Here is a 14,541-nt window from a genome sequence, read left to right on the forward strand (position 1 = left end):
AGAGGGGGCTGACCCCGCCGGCATACAATGTCGGCAGGGCCAGCCCCCTCGGTGTCAGTGGATGAGCTTCGCGATCTCCTCCCGCGCCGCCATGTACGCCTCGGGGTTCTGCTCCCAGTCCTCGAAGGAGCGCGTGAGGCCCGCCACGATCGCATCCACCCTCGTCTTGTGCCCCTGCTTGGCCGCGAGTGTCATGGTCTCGTAGTCCTCCATCGCCTCGCGGATGAGCTTCAGGCGGATCGAGGGGGCCGGGCCGCTGATCCCTGCCTCCGGGCCGGGATAGACCAGCATCCCCTCACCCCAGTACTTGTCGCGGAAATGCGGCTTGCTCCACACGTCCTCATACGGCCCCCAGTAGACGCTCGACCAGTACAGGAAGCCCTGAATGCCATAGCGCCAACTGATCCAGAACGGGGCGCGGAAGCTGACCGGGGCGAAGTCCACCTGCCAAAACGGCGGGTTCTTGCCCTGGCACAGGGCCGTGTAGCTCCACAGCGTCTCGCCGGCGGCCTGGCGCTCCGCGGCGGTCTTCTCATCGAACAGGCCCCACAGCGGGCACCAGACGTCCACCGCGCCATACAACGTACCCCACGCCGGGTTGGAGGAGACGGTCTGCTCGGTGCACATGCGGCGGATGCCCGGATCGGCCTCCTTGATCAGCGCCCCCTGCTGCCGCACAGTCTCGTACTCCTCGGCGTTGTTCGGTTCGTCGCGCAGGTAGATGTACGCGAGCTTCAGCCAACCCTTCTGGCGCAGATAGCCTGCCAGCGCCCTGAGTGTCGCCTTGCACTTCTCGGGACCGCTGCCCCATGGGAAGGGCATGCGGAGCGAGTTGACATGCTTCTCCTCGATGAGCTGGCGCAGCCGCTCCCCGGTCTGGCTGTCATCCACCGTCCCGTCTTCCTTGACCGTGGGCCAGATGTTGCCCAGGCTCGCGGGCATGCAGCGATGTGCCAGGAAGAAGTCAATGTACTGGTCCTGCACGGCGGCGAACTCCGGTGAGGCGGGGTCCAGGCCGAGCTTCTTGGCCACCCCGCCGAAGCTCCCGAAGTCCGACTCCATGGCGATGGTGTCCGGCAGCGCGAAGCGGCGCACGGTCAGCGTGACCGGGACCTTCGCCAGGGCCTTGCCGGCCGACGTGACGGTCACTTCGCCCCGGTAGGCGCCCGCCGGCGTGCCCTTCGGCACATACACGTCAATCCAGTAGCCCTGGTTGCTGTTGGTCTCGATGGTGTAGGGCGCGGCATCATACTTGGCGCCTTGCAGCTCTTTCCCGGTGAGCGGGTCCACGAAGGGGATCAGCGCATCCGGGTACCAGCCGGTCGGCGCCTTGGAGCGGTAGCTGGGCTCGAAGACGTTCAGGTAGTGCTCACGGTAGGCCATGAGCCTCGTGGCCGGGATGCTGGCCTTGCTGCCGCGGAGGGCCGGGAGCGTCAGGTTCACGTCCGGCAGCGCCTGCGCCCCCGCGCGCACAATGATCCGGAAGGGCTCGTACTCGTTGGCCGCGGCCGTCAGCGTCACCCGCGTCGCGGTGCCCGGGTCAGTGGTCTTGAGTACGTGCTGCCACGGCGAAGCGACCCAGACGACCGGCGTCTGCGCGAGCGCGCCCGTCATCGCGCAGAGCATCAGCAGCGGCAGAGCAATCCTGAGCATCATCGTTCTCCTTGTGTCGGTAGCGGACGGCACCTTCGTATCAGTAGCGCGGGCGGCCTCGTCCGCGCTGTCGGGGCCGGGTGCCCCGTCGGGCGGGGTCCCCGTCGGCTGCGCCAACACCCCGCCCTGAGTGGCCGGGCAGGCGGGGCCGCCTGCCCTACTGGTTCTGTCGGTTGTGCCTGGGTCCGCAGCTACCACGTCACGACATACCGTCCCACGCCCTTGCCGCCACACTGCCACGTGAGGCGGCCCCGGTCCAGCTTCGCTTCGACCTTCCCCATGTCCGTCTGTGTTCCGGCTGCCAGCGCCCGGACCTGCACGTTGCGCCAGTCGCTCTTGGCGCCGGGCGCCAATGCCGGCAGGAAGAGCGTCACTGTGAACTGCCGCTCGCGCGGGTAGGGGAACACCGCCAGGCGGGTCTTCTCCCGGTTCACCTTGACCGCTCCGTCGGTGGCGATCTTGCCGAAGTCCACCATCGTGCCGGGCGGGTTCATGTGCGCGGTGAAGTCCAGCGCTGTCACCGTGAGTTGTCGCATGCGCTCGGCGCTGTCGGCCAGGCGCACCGAGGTAGCCTTCTCGCCCTCGCGGGTCACGTCCAGGGCGCCCAGGAGGATGCGCTGCCCCCCGGCGTTCGGACCTTTGAGGCTCACCCGGTGCTGTTTGTACAGGCCGATGTTGATGTCGAACTGGGTGAGGGGCCCATCGGGGACAGCGACCTCGTACGGCCCGTCCACGATCCGTTCGCCCGGCTGCCACTGGCTGGTCGGCTTCGGCGGGGCATGGTCGCCCTGGAAGGCGATGTCGGCGTTGCCGCTCGTCGTCTTCTCATTCGTGAAATGCACGAAGCAGTGGTAGTCATCTTCCAGCTTGGCGTTGACGATCCACTCATAGGTGATGGCGAAGCGGTTGCCGCCGAGGGGCTTGAGCTCCTTGAGCCTCGGCTCCACGTCCACCGCCGCCCGGCGGTAGGGCATGTCGAAGCTCGTGCGGGCATCGGCGAAGACATACTCGGGGCAATCGGCGTAGTCTGCCAGCTTCCCGTCGTACAGCGCCGTCCAGACGTTCGTCTGCGGCCCGTCGGCCCAGAAGCCCCACTGCGGGAGCGTCACGGGGCCGATCTTCCACGGCTCGGCCCGCCAGTTCACCCACAGCTTCAGCCCGCTGTCGTACTTGATGCACTGGCGCGAGGTATCCCCGACCGCGAGCGCGATGCTCGCCGGCACGATCTGTCCCTCGACCTCATAGCCGATGGCCACGGGCTTCGCCGTACCGTAGAGAGCCTGGATCGGGTGGCAGAGGTGGTGCTCCTTGGCGACCCACTGCACGTTGTCGGTCGAGATGCTGCCGATGAACCCCGCATGCCCGTACGCCAGCTCCTGGGCGCGGTACTTGTCCACGTCCTCGACGTTGCCGACCGTGTGCCCCCAGCCCGAGTTGCGGCCCTCGGCGAACCACCGCTCGTAGTAGCCCATGCCGTGGTTGACCATCTGGGGGTGCAGCTTCAGCAGGTCCAGCTCCAGCAGCGGCCGGTGGTCCTCGCCCCCGGCGACCTGCGCTTCGACACCATCGCACCGCCCGGCCCAGTAGAGGTGGTTCGCCCCCTCGCCGAACATCGGGCCGCCGTGCGTGTCGCGCATGTACTGGAACAGCTCGCCATCATACTTCACCTTGGCCTGGCACATCGCCGCCATGGGCTGGTCGGCCTGATGGTCGAGCTGGTGCCACGGCGGCACGCAGGTGTGCACATCCAGGTACCCCGCCGTCGTGCCATACGTCTTGTGGATGACGGGCGAGTTCTGTTCCGCGAAGCCCCGGGCGCGGTTGCACTTGAGGCCAAAGCTCTGCACCTTCGTGCCGGGGTTGTACCAGGCGAGGCTCTTGGTCCCATTGGCCCGCAGGACGCACGCCGTCTCGTCATACGACGGCGCATCGGGATACAGGTCAATGTAGTTCTCGTGGACTGACCACACGTAGCCGCAGTCGTTGGCCGCCTTGCCGAAGGCGATCATGCCCTCATCGCCGCCGAGCTTGGGGTTGGCGGGCACGTGGTCCGGCAGCTTCACATCGTAGCCGAACCGCTGCCAGACGTGGTTGATGATCGCCACGTGGTCCACGCCGTTGTCCTTCAGATCGCGCAGGTTGTCGGCGCTGCCCTCGAAGGTGCCCTTGTGGTGGCCCCACACGTCCAGCATGATACGGTCGCCCAGGAGCTTCAGATAGGGCGAGGGCTGCCAGGGGATGTTCGGGAGCACCTCGCCGACGGTGGGCGAGACTGCGACGTAGCCCTCTTCGAGCAGCGGGTTGCGCGTGCCGTCGGTCTTCGGGTCATAGTTCGCCTCGCCGCCTGGGCAGGTCGAGGCGTGAGTGGTCTTCCAGTTCAGATAGCGGCACACGTAGACTCCCGGGGAGGGCAGATAGAAGAGCGCCCCGCCATAGGGAAGGTAGGGGACAGGCACGGTGCGGCGCAGCGGCGCCTGCGTCACCCGCCCCAGCGACAGCCCCACCAGCACCGGCTGGTCGCACTGCGCCCTGACCGTCAGCGCCTTGCCCACCATGCCGAAGGTCCATCGCACGGCCACCGTCTGGCCCGCGAGGGGGTACTCACAGGCGACCTGCAGCGCGCTGCCTTGCAGCACGGGTGTCTGCTTCCCGCCGGTCAGCAGCACACGCTTGACGCGATCGCCCTCCTTCGTCTCGGCGAACACGCCGCCCTCGGACGCCGGGACGAAGGCTGGGCCCTCGTCCACGACGCACGTGAAGTCCGACAGCGTGCCGGTCTGCGGGCGGTACTGGAGGACGACCTTCGCGTCCGCACCCTCGTAGATGAAGTCATAGCCCGTCCCGCTCTTCACGATGCGGTTGGTGCACTTGAGCAAGTTGCTGGGTGTGACCCCGGCGGCCGGGTTGTTCGACAGGGCGCGCAGGTCCGCGTCGGCAGTGGCACGGTAGGCCTTCTGCGCCAGGAGGCTGCGCAGCAGTTCGGCGCGCGAGGTCTGTGGCGAGCCGGCCACGACCTTCGGGTCGCCCCAGTACGAGTAGTCGAAGGAGGGGCTTTTCGCCGGTCCCGGCTCCACCTGTAGTCGGAGCACGATCTTCTGCCCGGCATAGGCCGACAGGTCGAACGTCTTGTCGTCCCACCTGGCCTCGGCCTGGTGCTGGCGGAACAGCTCCGTCTCCTTGTCGCCGGTGATGACGAAGGCGCTGAAGGTCACGCCGTCGCTCTTGTCGGGCGCGGCGACATCGGGTCGCATGGCGATGCCGAACCTGAGCGCCAGGGGCTTGAGATCCGGCAGCTCCAGGGGGTAGTCAGCGAAGGTGCGGCCGGGGGGTATGTGCCAGGGGGAATGGAGCAGGAGCGACTTGCGCCCCAGTACCGTGTCGCCGGGCAGGTAGGAGATGCCGGCGACGGGCTCAAAGTGCCCGACCCACGAGTCGGGCATCATCACGACTTCCCCGCCATAGGATTGGTAGCCCACGCGGTAGATGCCGATGTCCAGCAGCGAGGTCTCACCCGGCGGGATGGGAACAACCGGTGCGGCCAGCGCGGGCGCGGTCACGGCCAGCAACAGCAGGATAGCGGCACGCATGGAAGCCTCCTGTGAGATGGCGTGTGCATGCGGCAGAACGGCAACGGCGTCCTCACCCCCAGCCCCTCTCCCTCACTTCGCTTCGCTTCGTTCCGGAGAGGGGAGCCAAGTGTTGCGTTGTGGCTGCGAAGACGCACTGCGTCGGCGGTCGCAATGGCTGCCCCAAGCCTTGCCCCCTCTCCGGAGCCTGCCGTAGCCCGCAGGGCGAAGGCAGGCGAGGGAGAGGGGCCGGGGGTGAGGATGTCGTTACTCCTGACTCCTCACTCCCAACTCCACCTCCGTCATCATCTGCACCCGGTACTGCCCCGGCCCGATGCGTTCGACGTAGGTCGTGGCCGGGAGGCGGAAGGTGTCACCAGGGCCGATGTCGCTGACCCAGAAGCGCTTCAGGCCGTCCCCGTCCCTATCGCTGAAGATCGTCGCCAGATCGCCTGTCACCTGCTCCAGCTTGAAGGCCGTGCCGTCGAACTTCGCGATGCGGAAGCCCTGGGACTTGTCCTCGTTGTACAGCCAGCGCCCCTGGTGCCGGCCGCCGTCCACGCGGCCATACCCCGACAGCGTCGTGTCGGTGCTGACCGTCCCCGCCTTCTGGTCCACGGCCGTGACCTTGCCCATGCCCACCAGGCAGAGCACATCGCCGAACTGCAGCTCGGTCTGCGTGCCCTTCACGACCGCCTGCTTGATCGTGTAGCTGGTCTGGTGGAGCTCGTTGCCCAGGATGACGACGCGGTCGCGGCAGGCTTCCGGGCTGCGCACGGCGGTGTCCACGGTGATGCTGTTGTGGGCATGGTCCACGGCCACCACTTGCCCGGCGGGGGAGGGGGCGGCCTTGAGCGCGAAGTCGCCGATCTGCAGTTGCGTCCCGTTGACCAGGTACGCCGAGCGAACCCCCTCCGCGTCGAGACGCACCAGCGCGAACTCCGCGGCCACCCGGAACGTGGTCTTGCCGTCCTGCCAGGCGACCGGTTCACCGGGGTTGAGTGACGAGTGGATGAGATCGCGGCCCTCCTGCAACTCCACCGCCAGGCCCACCGTCCCCGGCTCCACCTGCGGCGCCTGCAGGCGCCGGACCGTCTGGACCTGCGCCGCGCCCTGGTGTGGCTCAGACACCGTCACGAACGTCGAGGCCAGGCCATCCTCCTCGCCGGTGTTGCGTGCCAGGACGTATTGGAGGCTCTTGGGCGCGCCCGGCTGCAGTTCCGGCTCGGCATCGGCCAGGATCATCTCCTGGGCGGTCTGCTCGGGCATCGTCATGGTCAGCGCCAGGTTGTCCTCCGGGTTGCGCCAAGTGGCCGACCACGCGCCCGCCGGCTTCATCCGCCGCACGTTGTACAGGTACTGGAAGCCGCTGTCGGCCGGGTCCCAGATGCGAGGCTCCTCGGCCTGCAGGTCCGTCGTGGCCGTCAGCCCCTCGAGCAGGATGTAGCTCTGACCGACCTCGCGGGCCGTCAGCGTGATCTTGTCCACCGGCTGCGCGAAGTCATAGACCTGGGAGACCCAGACGTAGCCCACGCGCCCCGACGGCTCCCACTTGAAGGCCCGGGTCTGCCCCCCGGCGGTGATGTCCACGACGTTCGTCCCGGCGTTGTAGTCATACGCGCGCAGGAAGAGCTTGGTCTTGCCGGCCGGGAGCGCCGCCTTGACGGACATGACGGCCCCCACCTTGCGGCACAGCGCCTCCGGGCCCGAGTAGTACGTGGACCAGCCCTCGAGCGACCGCGCGCCGTAGTCGCGCTTGTCGTTGAGGACCCCCTCGCCGCTGCGCAGCACGAAAGTGGCGGTACCCGTCGAGGCGGGTTGGGGCTTCTCCCCGAAGGCCACGTCCTCGCCGGCCAGCGTGCCCTTGGCCTGCACAGGCCCCGGCTGGCCGCCGCTGACCGAGAAATCCGGGAACGCCGGGCCATGGAAGCTGTAGTCGTGCTCCCAGCCGCCCTTGACGCGGAAGATGTCCAGCACGTAGGAGCTGTCGGGGGAGAGGTCAATCAGGCCCAGAGTGCGCCGATAGAGGCTGGTCGCGCTCGGGTACGCCACCTGATCGGCCGAGGCGTCCGCCAGTTGCAGCCCGGGGGCCGAGGCCAGCGTGTTCAGGCTGCCGGCGTACATCGTCTGCTGCCCGCTCTGGTTGACGACCACGTCATAGTGGCTGACGGTGTTGCTGGTCCAGTACGTGTTCTTGGTGAGCCAGTGGGCCGGGTAGCCCATGTCATTGAGTACCGGCGCCTTGAAGCGGCTGTCCTGCATCTCGATGGTCAGGCGGTCGCGGTGGCCGTGGCCGCCGCCGGCGTGGCCGTAGTACATCGACACCCCCCGCCGGTGGCCCTCCTCGCCGCTCTCCAGGATGGCGAGGCCGTAACCCCCCAGGTTGCGGGTCTTCAGGCCCAGGTCGGTCCCCTCCTTCGCGACCACTGCGTCAACCTGCTCGGGGTCGAACTGGCTCTCCCACAGGCCCTCGCTCTGGGCGCCGATGAGCTTGAGCGCCTTGGCGAAGCGCGGGTCGCCGTACTGGGTGAATGCGGGCCCCTGGATGCTCGCCGCCCAGGCCACCTTGCCCGCGCCCATGATCGAGCCCGCATCGCCGATGGCCGGCGACCGGATGCCCGCCACCGTCAGATCAATCCCGATGTCGGCCATCTTCTTCAGCTTCGGGTTGGCCCAGATGTCCACCCCCAGCTTCGGCATGAGTTCGGCCACGGTGTAGTAGTTCGACACCCACCCGCTCGAGTAGCCGGGCGAGCTCTCGCCGCCGTGGCCATCGCGGTAGAAACCGTTCCACAGCAGGTACTCCGAGTCGCCCTTGCCGGTCATGATCCAGTCGGCCATCTGCTTGGTGGTCGGGCCCCTGGTCTCTTCCTGGTTGTCGAACACGATGGCGAGGGTCGCCAGGGCCTGCTGGTGCATACCCATGTTGCCCTGGATGAACCCCCGCATGATGTCTGCGGCCATGACCCGCAGCATCTTCTGTTCCATGAAGTCGCGGGCATTCTCGATCTGCTTGCCCTTCAGGAACGCCACCGTATCGGGGTCGGTCAGGGCCGGGTAGATGGCGTCATAGGCCTTCGCCAGGTTGCCGACGGTCCCGGTGGACCAGATGTAGTCCAGGATGCGGCCGTTGATCCGCGCGGGCCACTGACCGTTGTGGTAGGCCTGGGTGGGGTAGTCGTACTTCTCCCAATCCTGGGCGATGTGCCCCAGCAACACGGCGCACTTGTGGGCGTAGATGGGCTTGCCGCTCAGCAGATAGGCCTGCGCCAGCGCCGGGATGGCCGGCAGCACTTCCCGCTGCCACCGGTGCCAGAACACATAGGTGCCGACGAACCAGTAGCGTCGCCCCTTGTCATCCACCCACCCGGCCCCGTTGTCCACGTAGCCCGGTCCCCGCTCCGGCTCGTCGGTGATGCTGTGGTCATTCCAGGGCTGGAAGTCGTTGGAGGGGTACTCCTCGCCGCCCACCGGGCACTTGACCTTGAACGGCCGGTCGCTGGACATGGTCCACGGGTAGTGGCCGCCCTTGCGGAAGATCTCGGCGCCATGGACCGGGCAGTCCACGCCAAACGAGACATTCAGCGCGCGCAACTGCCCCGGCGGGGGCACGAAGTTCCAGAGGTCCTCGTCGGACATGCTGACCCAGCGCTGGGCCCCGGCTTCGGCAGAACGCGCGATGCTCTGGGCCCACGGGTACTTCTGCACCTTCTCCAGGGCCGCTTTGACCTCGGCCTCGGTGTAGTAGGTGCGGCCCTGCTTGGCCGGCGCGACACTGCAGAGCGTCACGGCCAGCAGAGAAGAGATGAGTATGGTTCGCATCATGACTACCTTCGTACAGCATTGCCCCACCCGCGAGGTTTCTCGCCGTGCAGGAGACCCTCCTCCGTCCGTCGAAGACTCGACCCCTCATGAGTTCCTCCCCGCCCTCGCCCGCATCCCCGACTCCTGCCCGGCCCAGCTACACCCTCCGCGCTGTCGTGGTTGGCCTGCTGAGCGTCATCATCCTGGCGGTGGCCACGCAGTTCGCCGAACTGTGGGTCCACGGCACGCAGGTCACGCAGTCCACGCCGCCCATCAACAGCTTCTTCGTCTGGCTGGTCATCGTGGTGGTGGTGAACACCCTCCTGCGGGTGATCTCGCGGCGGCTGACGCTCTCGCGCGGCGAGCTGCTGCTCATCTACGCCATGCTGATCGTGTCGGGCGGCGTGGTCGGCATCGGGTTCACACACTTCATCCCAGCGCTGGTCACCGCGCCGTTCTACTACGGGACGCCCGACCAGCCCTGGACGGAGCTGCTGCAGCCCTACGTGCCCCAGTCGCCGTGGTTCGCCCCGCGCGACGAGCTGGTCATCAAGTACGCCTTTGAGGGCATGCCGCCGACCTGGACCGTGCCCTGGCAGCCGTGGGTCCGGCCGCTGGCGATGTGGTCGCTGCTGGGCTTGCTGATGGCCTGGTGCACGATCTGCATCTGCGTCGTGCTGCGCCGCCAGTGGGTTGAGAACGAGCGCCTGATCTTCCCGCTCAACTACGTCCCCCTCGCCATGACGGACCCGGCAAGCGGACGGGCACCCACGGCGCTGCATCCCTTCTTCCGCGATCGGCTGATGTGGCTGGGCTTCGCCATCCCCACCCTCCTGCACGCCTGCAACAGTCTGCACCAGTACTGGCCGACTGTGCCCGAGCTGAAGATCCGCGACGTCCGCCTCGACGCCAACCTGACCGCCAAGCCCTGGAACGCCGCGCGGCCGCTGGGGTTGTGGTTCTACCCGATGGCTGTGGGGTTGGCCTACCTGCTCTCCCGTGACATCTCCTTCGGGCTCTGGTTCTTCTACTTCATCGGCAAGGCGGAGGCGGTGCTGGGGACGGCGTTGGGGCTCGGGGGCGGCGGTTCAGCGTCCCTGGCGGGCTTCCCGTTCCTGGAGGAGCAGAGCAGCGGGGCGCTGCTGGCGCTGGCCCTGGGGTCGCTGTGGGTGGGGCGGCGGCATCTGCGGCGCCTGTGGGAGCGGGCGCTGGCCGGGCAGCGGGACGATCCTCACGATCCCCTGCCGCCGGGTGTGGCGATCTTCGGCCTGCTGGTCGGTCTCGCCCTCATCGTCGCCTGGTGGCAGCTCTTCGGCATGTCGCCCAAGGCCACGCTGCTGTACTTCGGCCTGTGGTTCCTGTACTCGATCGGGCTGTCGCGACTGGTGTGTGAGGGCGGGACGGTGTGGATCGGGACGCCGCTGGACCCGCGGATGGTCATCCGCAACGCCCTGGGCGTGGGTGGCCTGGGCGCGCGCGACTGGCACATGATGGGCTATCTGCGGTTCCTGACGATGGACTGGCGCTGCCTGATGATGCCCAACGTGATGAGTTCCCTCAAGTTCCTGGAGACCCGGGAACTGCAGCCACGGGGCGTGGTGGGCTCGATGATGTGGGGCGTGGCGCTCAGCGTCATCACCTCCTTCATCACCATCACCGCCATGTCGTACCTGACGCCGGGCGGAGGGATCGGGCTGAGCACCTGGCGCTGGGTGGGCGTGCCGCAAGAGCCGCTGCGCGTCACCGGCCAGTTCCTGATGAACCCCACCGGCCCGGTCACGATGAAAGTCGCCTTCATGGGCGTCGGGGCGGCCGGCATGGTCGCCCTGCAGGCCCTGCGGGGCCGCTTCCTGTGGTGGCCGCTGCACCCCCTCGGCTACCCTATGGCCGCCACCTTCGCCATGCGCAACATGTGGTTCTCGACCCTAGTGGCCTGGGCCGTCAAGAGCGTGGTCTTGCGCTACGGCGGCATCCCGGTCTATGAGAAGAGCCGCCCGTTCTTCCTGGGCCTGATCCTGGGCGACTTCTTCAACATCGCGCTGTGGCTGGTTATCGAGGCCTTCACGGGCCTGCAGGACCACTTCCTGTACCCGTAGGCCGTAGGAGGCCGTGCCGTAGGAGCGCCGGCTTCCAGCCGGCATGCCGTCCCTGCCAGCAGGATGCTGGCGCTCCTACCGAAACGCAAAAGCGGCTGTCCCTTGCGAGACAGCCGCTCCAATGTTCAGATGGTGCCGAAGGCCGGACTCGAACCGGCACGGGCAGTGCCCACAGCCTCCTGAGGACTGCGTGTCTACCAGTTCCACCACTTCGGCAGGTCGAACGTGCACATTATAGGGAAACTCCGGCCTCGTGTCAAAAAGATTCGGACAGGGAGCCAACCATGACCGGACGTGAGCGCGCTCTTACCGCTCTGTGCTTCGGGGAGACCGACCGCGTGCCGATGCTGGGGGGCTTCATTGCCCATGCTGAGGCCCTGCGGAAGCTCTCGGGGCTGGACCCGTTGGCGGAGCCGCGCCGCGCGGCGGTCGAGGCCGCTCGCGCGCTGCACGTGGACCTCATCATTCAGATCGTCACCCCGAAGGCCGCCGAGGTCAGCACCGACATGGGCGGCGGTCGCGAGAGCCTCTTCACTCAGCGCGATCGCCCGGCGTACGCCAGCCCGGAGCAGGTGCGTGACTACGCCGAGGGGCTGCCGACGCCTGAGGAAGTGCGCCGTAGCTTCGACCTCCCCGGGTATCTGGACGCGGTCCGAGCCGACTGGCTCCAGTGCCAGGCGGATGGGGGAGAGGACATCCTGATTCTGCCGTACGCCAAGGCCCGCGACTGCCCCTTCATGTACTACTCGGAGTTCGGCTACGAGAACTACTACCAGGCCCTGGCGCTGTACCCCGAGAGCATGAGCAAGCTGTTCCGCTGCGCTGCCGAGACCAGCCGTTGCTGCAATGAGGCCTTCGTGGCGTCCCAGGGCCAGGGCGGGCCACCCCCCTTCGTCTACATCGGCCAGGACATCTGCGACAACGCCGGGCCGATGGTCAGCCCGCTCCTGCTGGACGAGATCTACTTCCCGCACCTGCGCTACTGCCTCGAGCCGCTCAACGATGCCGGAGTCAAGAAGATCTGGCATTCCGACGGCAACATCAACCCGATCATCGGGCGGCTGCTGGAAGCCGGGATCAACGGCTTCCAGGGCCTGCAGGAGGACAGCTACCTGCCCCCGCACCAACACGTGCGGCTGGAGGAGCTAGCCGCCATGCAGGACCGTTGGGGCGAGCCGCTGATCCTGTACGGCAGCGTCTCGGTGCGTGACGTGCTGCCGCACGGGACGGTGGAGGACGTCAAGCGTGAGGTGGAGCGGTGCATAGACGCCTGTCGGGGCCGCAGTGGCTTCTTCCTGGGCCCGACGAGCACGGTGGGACCGGACATCCCCGTCGAGAACATCGTAGCGCTCTACGAGTACGGACGCACCTACGGCGGGTAGGGAGGGCCGGGCTCCCGCAACAGAAAGAGCCCGCCAGGATGGCGGGCTCTTCGGTTCGGTGTCGCGTGGCTCTCAGAAGCCGACGGTCAACTGCGTCTGCAGCAGGCGATTGGTCGCCGTGTCAGCCGGGTTGTGTCCCGAAGCGCGCTCTTCGGCATAGGTGAGCGCCACATTCGCCCCGTGGGCCAGGGCCTTGTGGATGTTGATGGCCCACAGCAAGTCGTAATCCACCGCGGCGTACTGCGACTCCCACCACCACTCGCTGGTCTTCTTCACTTTGTACAGGCACAGCTCGAACGGGATGTCGCCGACATGGCTGGACAGCGTCCCGCCATAGACCTCGAAGTTCGTCAGCGTGATCGGGTTGCGCAGCCACCGCTCCCAGGAGATGTGGTTGCTCAGCGCGCCGCCCTCGATCAACTCGAAGTACGGGTGGATGCTGGAGTAGACGACGTCGTACTCCGGGTCCACCGTGGAGTAGAAGCCCGTAAGGGCGAAGTCGCGCGTCTTGAGCAGGTCCACCGAGATGGCCAGGGCGTCCGGCGGCGTGTGGCCCTTGTAGCGCCAGCGGTTCACGTGGTGCCGCTGCTGGGCGTACTCGACGTAGATGTTGCGGTCGTCGCCCAGGTTGATCCACACATCGGCGCCGTAGACGATCTCGTCGCCGGCACCGTCGGGCATGAAGTTGGCGGCGACAGACCAGCGCGGCCGGCGGTACTCCAGGCGGCCGCTCAGGTAGACATCGCTGTCGCTCATGTCCGGCTCGAACGGCAGGAAGTCGTAGCTCCCGCCGCCGAAGAAGGTGTCCAGGTTCAGGTTGCGGTTGAAGAGCCCCTGCTTGCGGAAGCGGATGCCCTGCTGGGAACGCCGCTCATTGTTGACCATCAGGCCCATGCCGTACGACTGGAACTGCCGGCCGATGGTCCACTGGCCGGCGCACCAGCCCCCGGCGCGGATGTCCACCAGGGCCTCGTCCAGCCAGATGTCGTTGTTGCCGTAGCCGTGGGGACGCTGGCCGGGCAGGTTCGTGTATCCCGGGCCCTCGCCGGTCTCCACGCCCAGCACTGACAGCGGCACCCAGGAATCGGCGAACTTGAAGGTGACACGGGCGGAGATGCGGTCGTTGAGGTTCGCCTGCACACCGATCTTGGCGGTCAGGGCGTCGTAGGTGTTGTCGAAGTCCACGCTGCCGTCCTGCCCGCCGACGCCGGCGGTCCGGACGCCAGAGGTGCTGAGCGAAGCCGCGGCGGAGTTCTGCAGACCGATGCGGTAATCCAGCCAGCCGAACGGCTCGACCTTCGCCTGCTTGCGTTCCAGCACGTCCACACGCACGTCGAGGTCCTCGACCTTCTGCTCGATCAGGTCGAGGTCCATCTGGATCTGCTCGATCTCGTTCTTGAACTCGCGCTGTAGATCATTGACGAGAGTCGCGATGCGCGTCTCATCCAGAGGCGCCTCACCCGGCTTGCCCTGCGGCCCCTCGGGCCCGGGCGGTCCCTCGGGTCCCGGCATGCCCGCCGGTCCCCGCGGTCCGCGCGGCCCCGGAGGCCCGGGCGGCCCGTCCTTGCCTTGCCTGGGGGCGCCCTGGGCGTAGAAGAGATCAGTCAGGCGGGTGACGGCCATGGCGAACTCATAGCGCGTCAGTGGCCGGTCGCCACGCCACGTGCCGTCAGGATAGCCGATGATGATGCCGTACTTGGAGATCTGCTCGCACGCATCGTAGGCCCAGTGCGTGAACGGGACTGTCTGCTCGGGACGGACCCCCTGCTGTGCACACAGCAGCGCCGGACACAGCACTCCGATCAGCGCGCACAGGATCAGCCGCTTGTGCACCAGCGTTCACCTTCCCCGGGTTCGGCGTGTGCGGCTATGCCCACGACCAAAGCGGCGGCTGGCAACGGCATCGGCCGGGTCAACCGCCACTCAGACGAACTAAGCATATTACGCCGTCGCGTGTTCGTCAACACCGTCTCGGCGAAATCTCCCCGGATGGCGCCCAGCCCGGTAGGGGACCGGCCGCCAGGGCTTTCCCCGAGCAGC

General features: G+C 67.4%; 6 protein-coding genes and 1 tRNA gene. 2 read left to right on the forward strand and 5 right to left on the reverse strand.

Translation table 11 applies throughout. The annotated features are described in order from the left end of the window. Positions 1-54 precede the first annotated feature (54 nt). The 3 genes from LLH23_13460 to LLH23_13470 all read right to left on the reverse strand — a co-directional run bounded on the left by LLH23_13460 (position 55) and on the right by LLH23_13470 (position 9,044). The gene (locus LLH23_13460) at positions 55-1,653 is read right to left on the reverse strand and encodes a DUF4091 domain-containing protein (GenBank protein MCE5239478.1); all 1,599 of its coding nucleotides are present in this window, start codon (positions 1,651-1,653) and stop codon (positions 55-57) included. Between the two features lie 191 nt (positions 1,654-1,844). Continuing rightward, positions 1,845-5,240 carry a DUF5696 domain-containing protein gene (locus LLH23_13465; GenBank protein ID MCE5239479.1) on the reverse strand — a complete coding sequence of 1,132 codons (3,396 nt, stop codon included), beginning with the start codon at positions 5,238-5,240 and terminating at the stop codon, positions 1,845-1,847. A gap of 246 nt (positions 5,241-5,486) precedes the next feature. Beyond that, positions 5,487-9,044, reverse strand: a complete 3,558-nt coding sequence (locus tag LLH23_13470; protein ID MCE5239480.1) for a heparinase II/III family protein — start codon at positions 9,042-9,044, stop codon at positions 5,487-5,489. Positions 9,045-9,130: 86 nt separating this feature from the next. On the opposite strand from LLH23_13470, the gene LLH23_13475 reads away from it, so the two are divergent. Beyond that, complete coding sequence (locus LLH23_13475) at positions 9,131-11,119, forward strand: hypothetical protein (protein MCE5239481.1); 1,989 nt, start codon at positions 9,131-9,133, stop codon at positions 11,117-11,119. A gap of 130 nt (positions 11,120-11,249) precedes the next feature. Here the strand turns inward: LLH23_13475 and LLH23_13480 are convergent. Beyond that, a tRNA-Leu gene (locus tag LLH23_13480) sits at positions 11,250-11,335 on the reverse strand. 68 nt (positions 11,336-11,403) lie between these two features. Here LLH23_13480 and LLH23_13485 point away from each other — a divergent pair. Continuing rightward, a complete protein-coding gene (locus LLH23_13485) occupies positions 11,404-12,501 on the forward strand; it encodes a hypothetical protein (protein ID MCE5239482.1) in 1,098 nt (365 codons plus the stop codon). A gap of 72 nt (positions 12,502-12,573) precedes the next feature. On the opposite strand, the gene LLH23_13490 is transcribed toward LLH23_13485, so the two are convergent. Then, positions 12,574-14,334, reverse strand: a complete 1,761-nt coding sequence (locus LLH23_13490) for a hypothetical protein (protein MCE5239483.1) — start codon at positions 14,332-14,334, stop codon at positions 12,574-12,576. Positions 14,335-14,541: the final 207 nt, after the last annotated feature.

Source organism: bacterium (assembly GCA_021372615.1).
In the GTDB taxonomy this organism is placed as follows: Bacteria; Armatimonadota; Zipacnadia; order Zipacnadales; family UBA11051; genus JAJFUB01.